Source organism: Nonomuraea antri, from assembly GCF_013283785.1.
GTDB lineage: Bacteria > Actinomycetota > Actinomycetes > Streptosporangiales > Streptosporangiaceae > Nonomuraea > Nonomuraea antri.
In genome coordinates this window covers 31,873-50,063 of the sequence record NZ_JABCPZ010000007.1, presented here as the reverse complement: position 1 = coordinate 50,063, position 18,191 = coordinate 31,873, and the positions used below count along the sequence as shown (strand labels likewise).

At 71.0% G+C, this 18,191-nt stretch carries 17 protein-coding genes; 10 read left to right on the top strand and 7 right to left on the bottom strand.

Annotated features, from left to right (window positions below):
- Positions 1 to 134: 134 nt before the first annotated feature.
- From HII36_RS03905 to HII36_RS03890, 4 genes are all read left to right on the top strand, one after another.
- Positions 135 to 1,643: a glycoside hydrolase family 3 protein gene (locus tag HII36_RS03905; RefSeq protein ID WP_173521630.1), complete on the top strand. Its 1,509-nt coding sequence runs from the start codon at positions 135 to 137 to the stop codon at positions 1,641 to 1,643.
- Positions 1,644 to 1,748: 105 nt separating this feature from the next.
- Entirely contained in the window at positions 1,749 to 2,699 is a 951-nt protein-coding gene (locus HII36_RS03900) for an SPFH domain-containing protein (RefSeq protein WP_173521629.1), read from the top strand.
- A gap of 5 nt (positions 2,700 to 2,704) precedes the next feature.
- Positions 2,705 to 2,962 carry a hypothetical protein gene (locus HII36_RS03895; RefSeq protein WP_407940738.1) on the top strand — a complete coding sequence of 86 codons (258 nt, stop codon included), beginning with the start codon at positions 2,705 to 2,707 and terminating at the stop codon, positions 2,960 to 2,962.
- Entirely contained in the window at positions 2,937 to 3,587 is a 651-nt protein-coding gene (locus tag HII36_RS03890) for a GPP34 family phosphoprotein (protein WP_173521628.1), read from the top strand. The genes HII36_RS03895 and HII36_RS03890 overlap by 26 nt, the downstream gene beginning before the upstream one ends.
- A gap of 38 nt (positions 3,588 to 3,625) precedes the next feature.
- Here the strand turns inward: HII36_RS03890 and HII36_RS03885 are convergent, their stop codons facing one another.
- The gene (locus tag HII36_RS03885) at positions 3,626 to 5,056 is read right to left on the bottom strand and encodes an amidase (RefSeq protein WP_173521627.1); all 1,431 of its coding nucleotides are present in this window, start codon (positions 5,054 to 5,056) and stop codon (positions 3,626 to 3,628) included.
- A 204-nt stretch (positions 5,057 to 5,260) separates the two neighbouring features.
- The gene (locus HII36_RS03880) at positions 5,261 to 5,950 is read right to left on the bottom strand and encodes a sulfite exporter TauE/SafE family protein (protein ID WP_236003171.1); all 690 of its coding nucleotides are present in this window, start codon (positions 5,948 to 5,950) and stop codon (positions 5,261 to 5,263) included.
- A 159-nt stretch (positions 5,951 to 6,109) separates the two neighbouring features.
- Here HII36_RS03880 and HII36_RS03875 point away from each other — a divergent pair, with 159 nt between their 5' ends.
- Entirely contained in the window at positions 6,110 to 6,994 is an 885-nt protein-coding gene (locus HII36_RS03875) for a neutral zinc metallopeptidase (RefSeq protein ID WP_328807576.1), read from the top strand.
- 206 nt (positions 6,995 to 7,200) lie between these two features.
- On the opposite strand, the gene acnA is transcribed toward HII36_RS03875, so the two are convergent.
- Positions 7,201 to 9,936 carry an aconitate hydratase AcnA gene (gene acnA, locus HII36_RS03870; RefSeq protein WP_328807575.1) on the bottom strand — a complete coding sequence of 912 codons (2,736 nt, stop codon included), beginning with the start codon at positions 9,934 to 9,936 and terminating at the stop codon, positions 7,201 to 7,203.
- A 142-nt stretch (positions 9,937 to 10,078) separates the two neighbouring features.
- Positions 10,079 to 10,807 (bottom strand): metal-dependent hydrolase, encoded by a 729-nt coding sequence (locus tag HII36_RS03865; protein WP_173521624.1) that lies wholly within the window; start codon positions 10,805 to 10,807, stop codon positions 10,079 to 10,081.
- 224 nt (positions 10,808 to 11,031) lie between these two features.
- On the opposite strand from HII36_RS03865, the gene HII36_RS03860 reads away from it, so the two are divergent.
- The 4 genes from HII36_RS03860 to HII36_RS03845 all read left to right on the top strand — a co-directional run bounded on the left by HII36_RS03860 (position 11,032) and on the right by HII36_RS03845 (position 14,859).
- Positions 11,032 to 12,780 carry a hypothetical protein gene (locus HII36_RS03860; RefSeq protein ID WP_173521623.1) on the top strand — a complete coding sequence of 583 codons (1,749 nt, stop codon included), beginning with the start codon at positions 11,032 to 11,034 and terminating at the stop codon, positions 12,778 to 12,780.
- Between the two features lie 16 nt (positions 12,781 to 12,796).
- The gene (locus HII36_RS03855; RefSeq protein WP_173521622.1) at positions 12,797 to 13,129 is read left to right on the top strand and encodes a hypothetical protein; all 333 of its coding nucleotides are present in this window, start codon (positions 12,797 to 12,799) and stop codon (positions 13,127 to 13,129) included.
- 345 nt (positions 13,130 to 13,474) lie between these two features.
- Positions 13,475 to 14,212, top strand: coding sequence for a PadR family transcriptional regulator (locus HII36_RS03850; RefSeq protein ID WP_173521621.1), 738 nt, complete (start codon positions 13,475 to 13,477; stop codon positions 14,210 to 14,212).
- Between the two features lie 56 nt (positions 14,213 to 14,268).
- Positions 14,269 to 14,859 (top strand): DUF1707 SHOCT-like domain-containing protein, encoded by a 591-nt coding sequence (locus HII36_RS03845; protein WP_173521620.1) that lies wholly within the window; start codon positions 14,269 to 14,271, stop codon positions 14,857 to 14,859.
- 12 nt (positions 14,860 to 14,871) lie between these two features.
- Here the strand turns inward: HII36_RS03845 and mug are convergent, their stop codons facing one another.
- The 3 genes from mug to HII36_RS03830 form a co-directional block, all read right to left on the bottom strand.
- Complete coding sequence (mug, locus tag HII36_RS03840; protein ID WP_173521619.1) at positions 14,872 to 15,372, bottom strand: G/U mismatch-specific DNA glycosylase; 501 nt, start codon at positions 15,370 to 15,372, stop codon at positions 14,872 to 14,874.
- A 27-nt stretch (positions 15,373 to 15,399) separates the two neighbouring features.
- Entirely contained in the window at positions 15,400 to 15,879 is a 480-nt protein-coding gene (locus HII36_RS03835) for an SUKH-3 domain-containing protein (RefSeq protein ID WP_173521618.1), read from the bottom strand.
- 78 nt (positions 15,880 to 15,957) lie between these two features.
- On the bottom strand, positions 15,958 to 17,358 hold the full coding sequence (locus HII36_RS03830; protein WP_173521617.1) for a sugar porter family MFS transporter: 1,401 nt from the start codon (positions 17,356 to 17,358) through the stop codon (positions 15,958 to 15,960).
- A 109-nt stretch (positions 17,359 to 17,467) separates the two neighbouring features.
- Between HII36_RS03830 and HII36_RS03825 the strand changes: the two genes are divergently transcribed.
- Positions 17,468 to 18,184 (top strand): hypothetical protein, encoded by a 717-nt coding sequence (locus HII36_RS03825; RefSeq protein ID WP_173521616.1) that lies wholly within the window; start codon positions 17,468 to 17,470, stop codon positions 18,182 to 18,184.
- The last annotated feature ends 7 nt before the right edge of the window (positions 18,185 to 18,191 follow it).

The window sequence follows — 18,191 nt, the reverse complement described above, 5'->3', positions numbered from 1 at the left end:
GTGTCCATTCTTACCGTCCCCCTGGGCCGCGGATCAGCGCGCGGCGTTGCACCACAAAACTCTTAGGAAAGTTTCCTATTTATTTGCAGGGTTTGATGCTATACACAGGTGATGACCACAGACAAGGACTTCGCATGACGTCGTCGGTAAGCGCCCGGAACCTCGGGAGCCCCGTCCTGGCCGAGCTTGCCGACACCGTGCTCCAACCCGGATTCAAGGGCACGACCCTGCCTGATTGGGTCAGAAAGCGCCTCGCGACCGGCCTCGGCGGCATAGCCCTCTATTCGCGAAATTTGGCGGAAAAGGGACAGATACAGCTACTTACGGCCGCAATTCGGGCAGAAAACCCGGACGTCATCATCGCCCTCGACGAGGAGGGCGGCGACGTCACACGTCTGGAGGCCTTCAGCGGCAGCTCGCGCCCCGGCAACCTGGCGCTCGGCGCGGCCGACGAGCCCGCGCTGACCGAGGCCGTCGCCCGGGGCATCGGCCGCGACCTGGCCGAAGTGGGACTCAACCTCAACTACGCGCCCGTGGTCGACATCGACTCCGCGCTGCACAATCCGGTCGTCGGCACCCGGGCGTTCGGCTCGGACCCCGAGCTGGTCGCCCGCCACACCGCCGCCTGGGTGAGCGGCCTGCAGTCGGCCGGCGTCGCCGGCTGCGCCAAGCACTTCCCCGGCCACGGCGCCACCGCCGTCGACTCGCACGACGCGCTGCCGACCGTCGAGCTGTCCGCGGCAGAGCTGGCCGCGACCGCGCTGCTCCCCTACCGCGCGGCCATCGCCGCGGGCGTGCGCGCGATCATGACCGGCCACCTCCTCGTGCCCGCCTACGACGCCGGCTCCCCCGCCACGATCAGCGCCCGTCTCATGACCGGGCTGCTGCGCGAGGAACTCGGCTTCGACGGGCTGATCGTGACCGACGGCATCGAGATGCCCGCCGTGTCGGCGACCTACGGGCTCGGCGGCACCGCCGTGCGCGCCCTGGCGGCCGGGGCCGACGCCATCTGCGTGGGCGGGGAGAACGCCACGCCGGGCGTGGTCGGGCTGCTGCGCAACAGCATCATGGCCGCCGTCGCCGACGGCGTGCTGCCCGAGGAGCGCCTGGCCGAGGCAGCGGGACGCGTCCGCGCCCTGTCGGCCTGGTCCGCCGGGCACCCGGGCGCCCCCGCCGGGGAAGGCGACGCTCATGCCGCCGTCACGGCCGCACGCAGCGCGCTCAGCATCACGATCAACACCGCGCTCACCGCGCCGGGCGTGCCGCACGTCATCGAACTGGACGCCCCCACCAACCTGGCGATCGACCCGGCCACCCCGTGGGGCCTGGGCGCGCCGCTGTCCGCGCTCGTCCCCGGCACGACCGCGGTCAGACTCGACGCGCCCGGCGACGCCGAACTGCGCCAGGCGGTCGACGCGGGCGCCGGGCGTCCGCTCGTCCTGGTGCTGCGCACCGCCTACCGGGACGCCCGCCTCACCGCGGCCGTGGACCGGGTGCTGGCCGGCCGTCCCGACGCGATCGTGGTCGAGCTCGGCGTGCCCGGCGGCGAACGCCCCGGCGCGGTGCACGTCGCCACGTTCGGCGGCACCGCGCTCTGCTGCCAGGTCGCCGCGCAGGCCCTGGCCGCCATGCTCAGGACGTGACCCCTCCCCCGCCCGCCTGATCGCGCGCGATCGGGCCTTCCCCGCGCACCCGAAAAGTGATATCACTTTGCTATCGGGACGATGACACATGGGAAGGACGGGACGATGCCGAACACACCGGGCGGAGCCACCCTCGAGGCGGCCGTCGTCGACATGCCCGCACCGCGCACGAACGAGCAGCCGGTGCGTGCGGCCAACGGGTTCGTGATGCTGGCGGTGGCGACGGCGCTGGAGCTGGCCGCGATCGCGCTGCTCGTCGTGGGAATCCGCCTGCTCGCCTCGGGGGCCGGGCAGGGCGGCATGTGGGTGGTCATCGCGAGCATCCTGGTGTTCGCGTTCGGGTTCTTCACCTTCTTCGGCCTCACCGCGGTCGCGCCGGGCGAGGCCAGGGTGGTGCAGCTGCTCGGCCGCTACGTCGGCACCCTGCGCACCCCCGGCTTCCAGTGGGTCAACCCGGTCACCGTGCGCCGCCGGGTCTCCACCAGGATCCGCAACCACGAGACCGACGTGACCAAGGTCAACGACGCCGACGGCAACCCGATCCAGATCGCGACCGTGGTGGTCTGGCAGGTGCAGGACACCGCGCAGGCGATCTTCGAGGTGGACGACTTCGTGGAGTTCGTGGCCATCCAGGCCGAGACGGCGGTGCGGCACATCGCGGGCAGCTACCCGTACGACGCGCACGGCGAGCCCAGGCTGTCCCTGCGCGACAACGCCGACGAGATCAACGAGCGGCTGTCGGCCGAGATCGCGGCCAGGGTGGCGTCGGCCGGGGTGAAGGTGATCGAGTCGCGCATCATCCACCTGGCCTACGCGCCCGAGATCGCCCACGCCATGCTGCGCCGTCAGCAGGCGGGCGCGGTGGTGGCGGCCAGGCAGCGGATCGTCGAGGGCGCGGTCGGCATGGTGGAGATGGCCCTCGACAGGCTCGCCGAGCACGACGTGGTCGAGCTCGACGAGGAGCGCAAGGCGGCCATGGTGAGCAACCTGCTCGTGGTGCTGGTCGGTGACCGCGACACCCAGCCAGTGGTCAACACGGGCACGCTCTACCAGTAATCACCGTGGAGCGGAAGAAGATCCTGCTGCGGCTCGACCCGGTGGTTCACGACGCGCTGGTCAGGTGGGCGTCCGACGAGCTGCGCAGCACGAACTCCCAGATCGAGTTCCTGCTGCGCAGAGCGCTCGCCGACGCCGGACGCCTGCCGGAGGGCGTGGGGCGGATGCGCCCGCGCGGACGGCCGCGGAAGGCCCCAGAGGACGACGACCCCGATCATGCAGAACAGGAGCAGGCGGATGGAGACGAGAGTGAAGCAGGGTGAGTCACTGACCCGGTCGGCCTTCCTGCTGGCCTTCGACCTGCGCAAGGAGAAGCTGACCCAGCGCGGCCGGCTCGGCTACCTGCTGCGCGCGGCGGCCCTGGCCGAGCTGCTGCTGGCGGGCAACCTGTCGGACGAGTCGGGCAAGGCGCGCGCCCGCACCGCCCCGGCCGCCGCGCCGGGGTCTCTGCCGGCCGTGATCTGGGCGCAGATCTCGGACTCACCGCCCCACTCGTGGAAGCGGTGGGTGCGCAAAGACCACGGCAAGGCGGTCCGCGTCGTCTGCGACGAGCTGGCCGCCGCCCGGCTGGTCCGCGTGGAACGGCGCAGGATCCTGCTGTTCCCGGTCGAGCGGATCACGCCACGCAAGGCGTACCTGTCACGGCGGCTGGCCGAGCGCGTCGTCCGGGCCTACCGCGACGGCCGGCCGGTCGGGCACCTGGAGCAGGACGTCCGGGTCCTGGCGGCGCTGGCCGCGGCGGCCGGGCTGAAGACGGTGATCCCGTCCTGGCTGGAGATGCGTCAGCGCCAGGACCGGATCAAGCAGCTGTCCGAGCCCGTCGAGCCGATCACGACCGCGCTGCGCAAGAGCATCGAGGCGGCCGACGCCGCGAGCGCGGCGGGCTGACCCCGCCGCGCCACGTCACGACCGGGACCCGCGCCACGTCACCCCCGAGACCCGCGCCCGGCGAAGACCGGCGGGACACGTTCGCGCCACGGCATGGCCTGTTCCAGGCACGACGCGACGCGGAGCAGCAGGTCCTCGCGGCCGTGGGCGGCGACGAGCTGCACGCCGACGGGCAGCCCGCCGGCGTCGTGGCCGAGCGGCAGGCTGATCGCCGGGTGCCCGGTGATGTTGAACAACACCGTGAACGGCCCGTAGTCGCTCATCGCGTCCAGCCAGCTCGGCAGCGTGTGCGCCGGGTCGTCGTAGCGCAGCGTGCCGTGCGGCGCGGGCGGCCGGGCCAGCGTGGGCGTGACGAGCAGGTCGTGCTCGGTGAAGAAGGCGCTCACCGACCTGGTGACCCGGTTCTGGGCGTTGAGCCCGGCCAGCAGGTCGAGCGCGCTGAACGCGTCGGCCGTCTCCAGGAAGCGCCTGGAGACGGCCTCCAGCAGCGCCGGGTCGGGCCGCCTTGGCGCGAGCAGCACCATCGAGGCCACCGCGACGGCCTCCGTGACCCAGCTTCGCACGACGTCCGGCCAGTCGACCCGGGGGCCTACGGCGTCGACGTGGTGGCCGAGCCGTTCCAGCACCCGGCCGGTCTCGATCGCGGCGGCGGCCACCTCGTCGTCCACCTTCGCGCCCGACCAGGCCGCGGTGGTGACCGCCACGCGCAGCCGGCCGGGGTCGGCGCCGAGTTCGGCGGCGTAGCGGCGGGCGGGCGGCGGCGCGGTGTACTTGTCGCCGATCCCCGGCCCGTGGACGGCGTCGAGCAGGTGGGCGGCGTCGCGGACGGTACGCGTCAGCGCGAACTCGTTCGCCATGCCGAGCATCGGCTCGCCCACGTCGGGCCCGCACGGGAGACGGCCGCGGCTCGGCTTGAGCCCGACCAGCCCGCAGCAGGAGGCGGGCACCCGGATGGAGCCGGCGCCGTCGCTGGCGTGCGCCACCGGCACGGCCCCGGCGGCGACCAGGGCCGCGGCGCCGCCGCTCGAACCGCCCGCGCCCCGCTCCGGGTGCCACGGGTTGCGGGTGACGCCGAACCTGACCGACTCGGTGGCGAAGCTCAGCGACATCTCGGGCGCGGTGGTCAGGCCCAGCGTGACCAGCCCGGCCGCGCGGAAGCGGGCCATCAGGTCGGTGTCGTGCCCGGGGACGACCCCGGCCGGCAGGCTGCGGCTGCCGAGGAAGAACGGCACCCCCTCGGCCACCGGGCCGTGGTCCTTGATGAGGAACGGCACGCCGGTGAACGGCCCGTCGGCGGCGTGGCCGAGCGCGGGCTCGAACACCGGCAGGGCCAGGGCGTTGAGCCGGGGGTTCACCTCGGCCAGCGCCTGCCTGGCGGCGGTCTCGACCTCGGCGGCGGTGACGTCGCCCGCGCTGATCAGCTCGCGCAGGCCGACGGCGTCGTACGTGGCGTAGTCATGGAGATCCATGGGAAGAAGTCCTGTTCCGGGCGTCGAAGAACGCCCCTGCCTCGATCACGGGAAGTTTCGGGAAAGTGAGTGGTACGCGCCGAACCAGGGCGCCGGCTCCCGGGGAGCCCGCCCTGTCGTGATCGAGGTGGTTCTACGCTCGGTACATCGCCTCCCATGCTGGCAGCGGCGGCCGCCGCCGTCGACAGGTTTTCCGCCCGGGGCTCAGCGCAGCAGGCTCTGCACGATCAGCACCGCGGCCGACACGCCCGCGACGGCCAGGATGGCGACCCTGACCTTGCCCGTGTCCACGTACCTGCGCACCGGGCCCGACACCAGGAACCCGAGCAGCATCGGCGCCAGCAGCAGCGCGCCGGTGAGCAGCGCCTGCCCGGGCAGCCGGTCGACCGCGGCCAGGATGGCCAGCGACTGCGCGGCGCTCAGGAAGAAGAACGTGGCCAGCGTGGCCCGGATCTGCGGCCCCTTGGCGTTCTGGTACACCAGCGCGAGCGGCGGCCCGCCGATGCCGGTGGCGGTGCCGGTGATGCCCGACATGAACCCGGCCGAGGTGATCGTCGGCCCGTTGCGCGTCACGCTCGGCGCGCGAGCCGTCATGATCACCGCGATCAGCACCATCACGCCCACGAAGACGCCGATCGCCTGGATGGACACATGGACGACGATCAGCGCCCCGATCGCGCTGCCCGGCAACCGGCCGAGCAACGCGAAACCGAGCCCGCGCCAGTCCACCTTGCGCCACTCGGTGACCAGCGTGAACACCGGCAGCGACAGGTTGACCACCTGGATCGCCCCCGGCATGACACCCGGGTCGAGCAGGGTGAGCATCGGCACCGCCACCAGGCCGACCCCGAAGCCGACGCTCCCCTGAACCACCGCCCCGACAAATACCGCCAAACCACCAAAAATCATGACTAATGCCGTAATCGTCATGCGGATGAGTCAACCACCAGCACGCCGCGTGATCGGCCACGGGTGGCGCGGTGACCGGCGAGACCAGTGGGACCGGCGAGACCGGCGGGACCGGTGGGACGGCTGCCGCTAGGCTCACTGATCGTGCCACTCCTCCGCTTCCGCCCGGCCTCGCCGCCCCGCGCCCGTTTCGCCCTGCCGGCCGTCGCCGCCACAGCCGCCGCCGCTGCCGCCGTCTGCGTCGCGACGGCCCTGCCGGCCGCGCCCGCGCACGCGGCGGCGAACACGTCTGCGAACACGAACGCGAACGCGCCTGCGAACACGACCGCGAACGCGACCGTGCGGGCCGACCCGTTCGCCAGGACGGGCAAGCTCGCCGCCGCCACCTGCCCGGAACCGCCGATGATCACCGGCGGCGTGCCGCGCACCGAGTCCTACCTCCGCACGATGCTGAAGTGCCTGAACACCTCCTGGTCGCGGCACCTGGCCAAGTCCGGCCGAACGTTCCGCGCGCCGGTCGTGGAGTTCTACGACGAGCCGGTACGCGAGGTGTGCGGCCTGCCCTGGCCGGCCCAGGCGGCGGCCTTCTACTGCACCGACCGCCGCACGCTGGTCTTCCCGCTCACCGGCGACTGGGTGGAGAACCGCACCGACCTGTACCCGCTCAAGGTCGCCGCCCACGAGTACGGCCACCACCTGCAGAGCCTGACCGGCATCAGGCGCGCCTTCGAGTCCCGCCTGCGGGCCGCCCGGTCCCGCGCGCTGCAGAGCGAGCTCGGCCGCCGCTACGAACTGCAGGCCGACTGCCTGGCCGGGGTGTTCCTGGGCGCCGCGTGGGGGTCGATGAGCCGTACCGGCCAGGACTGGACGACCCTGCTGGACGAGACCAAGGACAGCGGCGACGAGTACGCCGCCTACCGTTCCCACGGCAAGGGCGCCAACCGCGTCCACTGGCTGAAGCGGGGTTACCAGGGCAGGTCCCCGGCGGCGTGCGACACCTGGTCGGCGCCCGCGGCCAAGGTCGCCTGAGAACGGCGAGAGCCGCCCGGCGGCGGTTGGTCGCCGGGCGGCTCTCGTGAGTCGGGTGGTATCCCCCGAGTGTGGCGCGTGAGGTCGCGCCGGGCCGGCCGCCCCTGCCATGAGCCGGGGCGTGGCCGGTTCTCCCGGCCGCCGCCCGGCTCGTGGCAGGGCGGCGGCGCGGAGGTTCGCGGGTCCCCGCGGCGGGGGACGCGGGACTACTTGGCGAGCAGCGAGCGCAGGACGTACTGCATGATGCCGCCGTGACGGTAGTAGTCGGCCTCGCCGGGGGTGTCGATGCGGACCACCGCGTCGAACTCCACGTCGCCGGCCTTCACGTGCACGGTCTGCGGGATGCCGCCCTTGTTGAGCTCCTCGACCCCGGTGATGTCGAAGCTCTCCTCACCGGTCAGGCCCAGCGACTCGGCCGTGGCGCCCTCGGGGAACTGCAGCGGCAGCACGCCCATGCCGATGAGGTTGGAGCGGTGGATGCGCTCGTACGACTCGGCGATGACCGCGCGCACGCCCAGCAGCGCCGTGCCCTTGGCCGCCCAGTCGCGCGAGGAGCCCGAGCCGTATTCCTTGCCGGCCAGCACGACCAGCGGCGTGTTCTGCGCGGCGTAGTTGACCGAGGCGTCGTAGATGAACGACACCGGGGCGTCGGGCTGGGTGAAGTCGCGGGTGTAGCCGCCCTCGGTGCCGGCCGCGATCTGGTTGCGCAGGCGGATGTTGGCGAACGTGCCGCGGATCATCACCTCGTGGTTGCCGCGCCGCGAGCCGTAGGAGTTGAAGTCCTTCACCTCGACGCCGTTGGCCTGCAGGTACTGAGCCGCCGGGGTGCCGGTCTTGATCGAGCCGGCGGGCGAGATGTGGTCGGTGGTGACCGAGTCGCCGACCTTGACCAGCACCCGGGCGCCGGAGATGTCGGTGACCGGCTGCGGCTGCTCGGGCATGCCGTCGAAGTACGGCGCCTTGCGCACGTAGGTGGAGTCGGGGTCCCACTCGAAGGTGTTGCCCGTCGGGATCGGCAGCGAGCGCCAGTGGTCGTCGCCCTTGAACACGTCGGCGTAGTCGCGCTCGAACATGTCGCGGCCGATCGAGGAGTTGACGACCGCGGAGATCTCCTCCGGCGACGGCCAGATGTCACGCAGGTAGACCGGCTCGCCGTCGTTGCCGATGCCCAGCGGCTCGGTGTCGAGGTCGAGGTCCATGGTGCCGGCCAGCGCGTAGGCGACCACCAGCGGCGGCGAGGCCAGGTAGTTCATCTTCACGTCGGGGTTGATGCGGCCCTCGAAGTTGCGGTTGCCGGACAGCACGGCGGTGACCGCGAGGTCGTTGGCCTGGATGGCCTCGGAGATCTCGGTGGGCAGCGGGCCGGAGTTGCCGATGCAGGTGGTGCAGCCGTAGCCGACCAGGTTGAAGCCGATCTTGTCGAGGTACGGCTGGAGGCCGGAGCGCTCGAAGTAGCCGGTGACGACCTGCGAGCCGGGGGCCAGCGAGGTCTTGACCCACGGCTTGCGGGTCAGGCCCTTGTCGACGGCGTTGCGGGCCAGCAGGGCCGCGCCGAGCATGACGTACGGGTTGGAGGTGTTCGTGCACGACGTGATCGCGGCGATCGAGACGATGCCGTGGTCGATCTCGAACGAGGTGCCGTCGGCCAGCGTGACCGGGACCGGCTTGTGCGGCCGGACGCCGCCCGCGTCGGCGTTGGAGGCCGGGGCGTCGGAGGCGGGGAAGCTCTCCTCGACGGCCTCGTCGACCCCGTCGGCGTCGGCCACGTAGTTGCGCACGTCGCGGCGCCAGGCCTCCTTGGCCGACGACAGGGCGATGCGGTCCTGCGGGCGCTTCGGACCGGCGATCGACGGGACGACCGTGCCCAGGTCGAGCTCGATGTACTCGGAGAAGACCGGCTCGGGGCCCTGCGGGTCGAGCCAGAGGCCCTGGGCCTTGGCGTACGACTCGACGAGGGCGATCTGCTCCTCGGAGCGGCCGGTCAGGCGCAGGTAGTCGACGGTCTGACCGTCGATCGGGAAGATGGCGCAGGTGGAGCCGAACTCGGGGCTCATGTTGCCGATCGTGGCCCGGTCGGCCAGCGGCACGGACGAGACGCCCTCGCCGTAGAACTCCACGAACTTGCCGACCACGCCGTGCTTGCGCAGGATCTCGGTGATCGTCAGCACCAGGTCGGTGGCGGTGGCGCCGGCCGGGAGCTTGCCGCTGAGCTTGAAGCCGACCACGCGCGGGATCAGCATGGAGATCGGCTGGCCGAGCATCGCGGCCTCGGCCTCGATGCCGCCGACGCCCCAGCCGAGCACGCCGATGCCGTTCTCCATGGTGGTGTGGGAATCGGTGCCGACGCAGGTGTCGGGGTATGCCTTGCCGTCGCGGATCATGACGACGCGGGCCAGGTGCTCGATGTTGACCTGGTGCACGATGCCGGTGCCGGGCGGGACGACCTTGAACTCGTCGAAGGCGGTCTGGCCCCAGCGCAGGAACTGGTAGCGCTCGCGGTTGCGCTCGTACTCGCGCTCGACGTTGCGCTGGAAGGCGTCGGGGTGGCCGAAGTAGTCGACGATGACCGAGTGGTCGATGACCATCTCGGCCGGGGCCAGCGGGTTGATGCGGGCCGGGTCGCCGCCCAGGTCGCGCACGGCCTCGCGCATGGTGGCCAGGTCGACGACGCAGGGCACGCCGGTGAAGTCCTGCATGATGACGCGGGCCGGGGTGAACTGGATCTCCACGCTCGGCGCGGCCTTCGGGTCCCACTCGCCCAGCGCGCGGATGTGGTCGGCGGTGATGTTGGCGCCGTCCTCGGTGCGGAGGAGGTTCTCCAGCAGGATCTTCAGGCTGTACGGGAGGCGTGCAGCGCCCTCGACGGCATCCAGCCGGAAAATCTCGTACGACGCGTCGCCGACGCGCAGCGTGTCACGGCTGCCGAAGCTGTTCGCGGACACGGTGGTTCGCCTCCTCATAGACGGTTGCTCAGTCCAAATCCTGCCGCACGCCGAGAGCGAGAAGAACGTTAGGTCACCCTAACTCGCGCGTTGCAGCGGATGTCTCGACGTCAAGATATCTCCAGAGTATCTCGACATCAAGTTAAACGGGTGCCAGCCGCCAGAACAGCAGCCCGATGATCGCCACCGACAGCACCGGGGCCAGGATCTTCTGCTCGAACTTCTTGCCGGTCTTGATCCCGATCTTCCACGGCAGCACGAACTTGGCCCCGAGCGGCCAGAGCACCGGGCAGCCGCGCTCGGTCATGCAGTCGCCGACGACGTGGATCAGGCAGCCGATGCCGACGGCCAGGCCGAGCCAGGCGTACCCGACGGCCAGCGAGAGGAAGACGGCGTACAGCCCGGCGGTCAGCCCGATGTTGACCGCGGCCGAGCCGAGTTTGTTACCCGGGATGCCGACGCCGATGGCGCGCAGCGCCAGGCCGATCAGCAGGACCACCATGATGTCGCGGCCGATGGGATAGGTGTTGGCCAGCCAGTGCGTGCCGATGCCCACCGCGACGGCGAACACCAGCGAGTGGGTCGCGCCCCGGTGCCCGCCGCTCAGCCACGCGACGACCTTGCTCAGCGCCCAGGTGACCGGCCCGAAGGTCTGGGCGATGGTCGCGCTCGGGTGGTCGAGGTCGGGCAGCATCGCCGCGCCCGCGCAGATGATCGCGCCGGCGATGAGCTCGGCCGGACTGAGCGCGCCGGCCATGATGCCGGTCTCGATGAACCGGGAGGATTCGTTCAACAGCGGCAGCGCGGCCAGCGCCGGCGCCAGTCCCAGCCAGGCGATGGCCCCCGTCATCGCGTGCGTGTGCCCCATCATGATCGGGACTGTACGGCAAACCCCGCCCGCGCGCGGCCGGGCCCCGGAGAATCGGTCTCCGCACCCCGGACCACCATATTTTTATTTAACGCGACAAATCATAATCTTTTCGGTCATCATTTGTCCCTTTTCGCGGCTTTATGCGTCCTATTTGTTTAGGGCTCCCATAAGCCGATTCGCCCCCGTAGGCTCGGCTCGCACATCCCCGAGGACGGGAGCAGGCGATGGCCGTCAACAGCACCGACACCGGTTCCGTACGGGAGCCGTTCGCCCGCGAGAAACCGCGGCAAATGAGCAACGACACCCGCTATCTGTGCGCGGCCGCATATCTGGACAGCGGCTTTCGCGACCACGTGATGGACGAACTCCTGTCCGATCCATATCGCGCCGTCTCCCCGTCCTACGGGGACTTCGACCTCATGCCGGTGATCCATCATTGCCGCCGCTCCCGTTCGATGCTCATCGTGCGCGACGTGCTGATCACCGTGATCCTCCTGTTCGGGCTGGTGGTGTCGCCGCTGACGACGATCCAGTGGGTGGTCATGCTGGTGCCGTTCGTGCTCCTGACGACCGGCCCGGTGCGGAACGGGCCGCTGATCGTCAAGGCGCTGATCTGGATCTGGGCCGTCTGGTCGGCGTTCGGGCTGTTCCTGACCGCGATCTTCCAGCAGTCGCTCCTGCTCCTCATCGGCGGGCTGAACGAGCGTTACCTCACCGCGTTCGACTTCACCGAGGCGGTCGGCGCGATGCTGAGCATGTTGTTCATCCCGCTGGTCACGCTCGCCGTCGCGCTGGTGTACCGCATCGCGGTCTACCTGACGCTGGCCGGCGTGCTCAGGCCGGGCGCGCCCGCGCCGGAACCGGGCGTCACCGACCCGAAGACCCGCGCCAGGCTCGACTACGTGCACCGGGCGCAACACGGCAACATCACCATGTACGCCAACGAGGACGCGTTCATGGGCGCCGGGCACATCCTGCTCAACTGGTCGATCGCGGTCGAGCTGGACCGGGTCCGCGAACCCGAGGGCCCGCCAAGCCGCCGTGACACGCCCGTCGACATCGACCCCATGGTGCTGCACGCGTTCGTCAGGAACCGGCTGCAGGAGATGCGCGACCACGTGCTGCGCCCGAACGAGGGCATCCACCGCCTCGACCTCGGCGACCACGTGGTGACCAAGGGCCTGTTCACCGTCTCCGACTGGTACGGCGACGGCACCGGCGTGGCGCACCCGCTGATCGACCCGGCCGGGCTGCCCCGCTACCAGGCGCACCCCGACGAGATCGCGGCGATCGCCCGCCACCCGCAGGGCGGCGTGCGCTACTACCAGCGCGTGACGATCAGCAACACCGGCCAGGAGATCCGCGACCTGAACGGCAGGCTCGTCGCGCCCGCCGCCGACCAGGAGGCGATCACCTCGGCGTTCATCCACCTGGCCGTCGAAGGGCGGATGCTCTACACGCAGTTCGTGGTCACCGTGCTGCCGCCGGTGCTCCCGATCTACCACGTGGTGGACCTGCTGCCCGCGATGAACAGCCGGCGCATCGCCTGGGAGGCGGTCAGGGCGCTGAAGCTGCGCCTGCTGCGTGACGTGCTGGCCGCGCCGGTACGCGCCGCGCGCACCGGGGTGCAGGCCGTCCGGCAGGGCCTGACCAGGCCCAACCCGGCCAAGTACGTCGTGTACCCGTACGGGGCCGGGTTCAGCGTCCGCGAGTTCGGCGCCGACGACGACCTGCAGACCCACATCCAGCGACTCGACGTGCGCAAGTACGTGCGGATGATCGAGCAGCGGCTCACCGAGTCCGTCCTGGACTTCTTGGAGGAGCGCGGGGTGGAGACCGGCGCGTACCGGATGCAGGCGGCCAACGTGACCAACCAGAGCATGTACGTGTTCGGAAGTACGGTGAGCGGGCCGATCGCCTTCGGCTCCCACGCCTCGGCGACGGTCAACAACCCGCCCCGCCCGGCCAGCTGACGAAGGGGAGGCTCCCATGGGAACCGAGTACGGCATGCACATCAGCGGCGGAAACGTCAGCGGGCCCATCGCGATGGGCCCGCACGCCCGCGCCACCGTCAACAACTTCGCCGACCCGGCCGCGGCGCGGCTGCTCGACCGGCTCGAGCAGCTGATCGGGGAACACCAGTCCGAGGTGGCCGAGCCCGAGCGGGCGCTCAGGGACGTGGCCGACGTGCGGCAGGAACTGGCGGAGACCGAGCCGGACAGGTCGCGCGTGCTCGACGCCCTCAAGCGGCTGTCGGCGCGCGCGGCGGAGGTCTCGGTGATCGTCGAGGTGGTCGGCCAGATCCGCGAACTGTTCGGCTGACCAGCGCCGCCGGCCGGCATCGAGGCCGGCAGGCTCAGGGCTGGCCAGGCTCCAGGCCCGGGCGGCGGAACGCTCCATCGGGCCCGCGCGGGCCGCGCTCAGCCCGTCTTCGGCCCGAAAGGGCTGGTAAACGCAGACGAGGCCGTCTCCACGGCGACAGCACCCCCCAGCCCTGCCGACGTGGAACGACCTCGTCTGCTGTGTTCAACGGTACTAGTCCCAAGCATGTTCCCAAATTCCGCAACTTTTTCGTGATCTGGCTCACTCTCTTCTTCGCCTTGCCGACGACATGTTCTCGATATATCGTTGACATATCAAGAACAGATCGTGATACCGGAGGAAGAGATGTCTTCAGCACAGGCGGCGGGTGGCCACTGGCCAGGCGCGCACGAGTACAAGCGGGCCGCACGCGAGGCGTTCAAGGCCGTGGCCGACGCGTTCGAGCAGTTCGGCGCCCCCCACCAGCGTGGTCCGCACGAGCATCGGGGCCCGCACGAGCACCGTCACCGCGGGCGACGGCCCGGCGGTCCCTTCCCGTTCGACTTCGGCCGCGGCGGCCCCTGGGGCGGCCCCGGCGGCGGTCCGTGGGGCGGTCCGCGTGGCTGGGGCGGCGGCCGGGGCCGCAAGGCCAAGCGGGGCGACGTCCGCGCCGCGATCCTCGCGCTGCTGGCCGAGGAGCCGCGCAACGGCTACCAGATCATCCAGGAGATCGCCGAGCGCAGCGAAGGCGGCTGGAAGCCCAGCCCCGGCGCCGTCTACCCGGCGTTGCAGCAGCTCACCGACGAGGGCCTGGTCATCTCCGAGGAGAACGAGGGCCGCAAGACCTTCACGCTCACCCAGGCCGGCCGCGACTACATCGAGTCGCACGCCGACGAGGTGCGCGCCCCCTGGGACGAGATGCGTCCCGACATCGACGACAACGCCGCCGATCTCTGGCACATCGCCAGGCAGTCGGCGTTCGCGATGATGCAGGTTCTGCAGACCGGGAACGACGCACAAATCCGCGAAGCGCGTAAGACTCTGGTTGAGACCCGGCGCAAGCTCTACCAGATTCTGGCCGACGGCGACCCGGGCGAGGAATGACCCCGATGACCGGCGCCGTACCGGAAAGCCGGTTCGGAGAGAGCGAGGACCACGTCATGGACCCCAACGATCTCCGCATCGGCGACGCCGAGCGCGAGCAGACGATGGCCGCGCTGCGCGAGCACTTCGCGCAGGGCCGCCTGACCCACGAGGAACTGGACGAACGGCTCGACCGGGCACTGGCCGCCAAGACGGCCCGTGACCTGGCCGCGGTCACCTCCGACCTGCCCGGCGCCGCCTACCGCGAAGCCGGGTCGCCCTACGCGCCGGCCGACCCGCACGAGGAGCACGGCGGACACGGTTGGCACGGCTGGCACGGCGGGCTTCATCCGCACGAGGGGCATCATCGGCACGGCCGGCACGACGTCGACGGCTGGCACGAGGCCATGCGGGCGCACCGGCGGCAGATGCAGGCGATGCACCGGGCGAGCCGGGAGCAGGTCCGCGCCATGCATCAGGCCCGCAGGGAGATGCACCGCGGGCGCCGCGGCCACCACGGCCCGAGCCCGATGGTGCCGATCCTGGTCGCCCTGGCCGCCGTCGGGCTCATGGTGGGCGGCTTCGGGCTGGTCAAGATGCTGATCGTGGTGGTGGTCGTGTCGTTCCTGATCAAAGCGGCGCACCGCCGCTTCCACTGCAGGGACTGACCGCGGGCGACGTCACTCCCCCAGGGAGTCCCGCAGTTCGCGCATCGCCCCCGCGATGCCGTCGGCGGTCCAGTGGGCGTTGAGCCCGCTCGGATTCGGCAGGACCCACACCCTGGCACCCCCCACCAGATCCGGCTGCGGCCCGATGCGTGCCTTGGGCCGGGCGAAGGCCGCCCGGTAGGCCGAGATCCCGAGCACCGCCAGCACCTTCGGCTCCCACTCGGCCACCTTGCCGGCCAGTAGCCGGCCGCCCTCGGCCAGCTCCTCCTTGGTCAGCTCGGCCGCCTTGGCGCTGGGCCTGGCGACGATGTTCGTGATGCCCAGCCCGTACGCGGGCAGCAGGTGCTGCTCGGCCGGGACGAGCAGCCGCGGCGTGAACCCCGAACGATGCAACGCCGGCCAGAACCGGTTACCCGGCCGGGCGAAGTGATGGCCGGTGGCCTCGGACATGAGACCGGGGTTGATGCCGCAGAACAACACGTCCAGCGAGGGACCGAGCACGTCGTCGAGCACGCACGAAGGCTACCCGCTCGGGCCGGCTCACCCGCCGAGGCCGTCCATGCTCCACAGCCGCACCAGCGGGCCGTCGGCCAGGAGCATGAAGTCGATGGCCCGCGAGAGCGTGTCACCCACGTGCCAGACCACCCCGGGCAGGGACGCCACCACCAGCCCGCCGGAGGTGAAGTACACGTGCGAGCGGCACAGCCACCAGCCGAGCGGGCAGAACGGCGCGCCGAACCACTCGGCCAGGTCGTTCGCCTCGCGCAGGTGGCGCAGTCCCACGCCCAGCGGGTCGACGACGAACGGTTCGTCGTTCTTGAAGCCGGTGCCCTCGACGTTGACGGGACCGGCCTCGATGCCCGCCAGGCAGCTCAGGACCTCTTCCATGACCGGGTCGATCCGGTATCCGGCCGATCTCAGGGCCGCGAGGACGCCGGAGACGTCGACGCGGCGGTCCTCCGCCCAGCCCCGGCGCACCAGGGCCGCGCGGCTCTCCGGGGCCGGCCGAAGCTCCAGCACCCGAGCCCACCTTCTCCCGTGGTGATGCGGTCCCGTGTCCGGGCCGTCTCGCGGAACGGTACCCGGCCCCGGCGCGCGTTACCCCATTTCTTCAAGCCTGCGGCCCTTGGTCTCCTTGACCCACTTGGTCACGAATAGGAATGACAGGGCCGCGAAGAGCGCGTACATGGCGTACGTCAGCGGCAGGTTCCACTCCGACATGGCCGGGAACGTCACCGTGACCAGCCAGTTGGCGAGCCACTGGGCCGCGGCGGCGACGCCCAGCGCGGCGGCGCGGATGCGGTTGGGGAACATCTCCCCCAGCAGCACCCACACCACCACACCCCACGACAGGGCGAAGAACAGCACGAACACGTTGGCGGCGACCAGCGCGATCGGTCCCTGCGGGTCGGGCAGCCTGACGTTGTCACCGATCTGGCGGGCGTGGCTGAACGCCCAGGCGGCCGTGCCCAGCGCGATCGCCATCCCGGCCGAGCCGGTGAGCAGCAGCGGCTTGCGTCCGATCTTGTCGACCAGGGCGATCGCGATGAACGTGCCGACGATGTTGATGATCGAGCTGGAGAAGCTGATCAGCAGGGAACTCTGCTGGTCGATGCCCACCGACTGCCACAGCACCGACGAGTAGTAGAAGATCACGTTGATGCCGACCAGCTGCTGGAACGCCGACAGGACGATGCCGATCCAGACGATCGGCAGCAGTCCGAGCGCCTTGCCGCGCAGGTCCTTCATGGTGGGGCGGGCCTCGGTGCGCAGCACGTTCTGGATCTCGGAGACGCGCGCGTCCAGGTCCACGTCGTCGCCCTCGACCTCGGACAGCACCTCGCGGGCCCGGCGGGTGCGCCCGGACATCACCAGGTAACGCGGCGACTCCGGGATCGTGGAGGCGAACAGCAGGAACAGCAGCGCCGGCACCACGCACGCGCCGAGCATCCACTGCCAGGCCTGCAGGCCCCAGAGGTGGTTGTTGACGTCACCGTCGGCCTGCCGTGCGATCACGTAGTTGACCGCCTGCGAGACCGCGATGCCGAGCACGATCGCGAGCTGCTGGAACGAGCCCAGCCTGCCGCGGTAGGCGGGCGGCGACACCTCGGCGATGTAGGCGGGCCCGAGCACGGAGGCCATGCCGATGCCAACACCGGCCAGCAGCCGCCAGAAGCCCAGGTCCCAGATGGCGAACGGGAGCATCTGCCCGATCGAGCTGATCGCGAAGACGATGGCCGCGATCTGCATCGACCGGGTGCGCCCGACCCGGTCGGCCAGCCCGCCGCCGAACCACGCGCCGAGCGCGGAACCGAGCAGCGCGATGGCCACCACGACCCCGATCTCCACCGAGCCCACGTCGAAGTGCCGCTGGATGCCGACGACCGCGCCGTTGATGACCGCGCTGTCGTATCCGAACAGGAACCCGCCGATGGCCGCCGCGGCCGCGATGAGCACGACGTGGCCCAGGTGCTCCTGGTGCTGGTACTGAGTAGCCATGCAGGTCCTTCCCCCGGATCAAGGACCTACCCGCAGCTCACGGGCGTACCGCTGCCCTTGCTCAACCTTGAAAGAACCCGATATTTCGCAATACTGCTGCTCTATGCGGATGATCTGGTTACGGATGGTCCTGTGCCTCGGGGGGATCGCCGGCGTCTTCTGGCTGGGCGGCGTCCTGCTGACCGACGGCCCGTTCTGCACGCCCGACGGCTGCGCGGACCCGGTGCCGTACCGGGTGGAGCTGCCGCTCGACCCGGTCACCTGGGGCGTCACCACCGCGGGCGGGCGGCGCGAGGAGCCCGCCGACCGGCCCTGGGCGGTCCGCGACGGCGTGCTCCAGCGCTGGGACGGCGCCACCTGGCGGACGGCGGACCTCCCCCAGGTGCCGGTCCCGGACACCGTCGGCGACCCGGCAAAGCTCACGCCCGGCCGGCTCAAGGACGTCGTCAACCTCTCCGAGACCGAGGCCTGGGCGGTCGGCGACCTGACCACGCACCTGTGCTGCGACCTGTGGAGCCATCACCGCGAGCTGATCATGCGCTGGGACGGGCGCTCCTGGCGCCTGCTCGACCTCGGCCTGCGCGGCGTGCGACTGCACCACGCGGCGCCGGACGGCGCCGGCGGGCTGTGGGTGACGGCCGAGGACGGCCGGGGCAAGGTCGTCATGCTGCACCAGTCGGGCGGCCGCTGGACGCAGAGCCCGGTGCGGCTGCCCGCGGGGACCCCGAGCGCGGACGTCGTCGCGCTCGGCCGGGGCAGGCTGACGCTCATGCCGTACAACCTGCCCACCGGGCTGCCTGAGGAGATCGTCCTGTCACCGGCCTAGGACGCCG

What these genes read in the sequence shown, in the direction of transcription:
- HII36_RS03845 (WP_173521620.1), top strand. Translation starts at nt 14,269, where the DNA reads ATGGACCCCAACGATCTCCGCATCGGCGACGCCGAGCGCGAGCAGACG.
- HII36_RS03855 (WP_173521622.1), top strand. Translation starts at nt 12,797, where the DNA reads ATGGGAACCGAGTACGGCATGCACATCAGCGGCGGAAACGTCAGCGGG.
- HII36_RS03860 (WP_173521623.1), top strand. Translation starts at nt 11,032, where the DNA reads ATGGCCGTCAACAGCACCGACACCGGTTCCGTACGGGAGCCGTTCGCC.
- HII36_RS03905 (WP_173521630.1), top strand. Translation starts at nt 135, where the DNA reads ATGACGTCGTCGGTAAGCGCCCGGAACCTCGGGAGCCCCGTCCTGGCC.
- HII36_RS03825 (WP_173521616.1), top strand. Translation starts at nt 17,468, where the DNA reads ATGATCTGGTTACGGATGGTCCTGTGCCTCGGGGGGATCGCCGGCGTC.
- HII36_RS03890 (WP_173521628.1), top strand. Translation starts at nt 2,937, where the DNA reads ATGGAGACGAGAGTGAAGCAGGGTGAGTCACTGACCCGGTCGGCCTTC.
- HII36_RS03885 (WP_173521627.1), bottom strand. Translation starts at nt 5,056, where the DNA reads ATGGATCTCCATGACTACGCCACGTACGACGCCGTCGGCCTGCGCGAG.
- HII36_RS03865 (WP_173521624.1), bottom strand. Translation starts at nt 10,807, where the DNA reads ATGATGGGGCACACGCACGCGATGACGGGGGCCATCGCCTGGCTGGGA.
- HII36_RS03850 (WP_173521621.1), top strand. Translation starts at nt 13,475, where the DNA reads ATGTCTTCAGCACAGGCGGCGGGTGGCCACTGGCCAGGCGCGCACGAG.
- HII36_RS03830 (WP_173521617.1), bottom strand. Translation starts at nt 17,358, where the DNA reads ATGGCTACTCAGTACCAGCACCAGGAGCACCTGGGCCACGTCGTGCTC.
- HII36_RS03900 (WP_173521629.1), top strand. Translation starts at nt 1,749, where the DNA reads ATGCCGAACACACCGGGCGGAGCCACCCTCGAGGCGGCCGTCGTCGAC.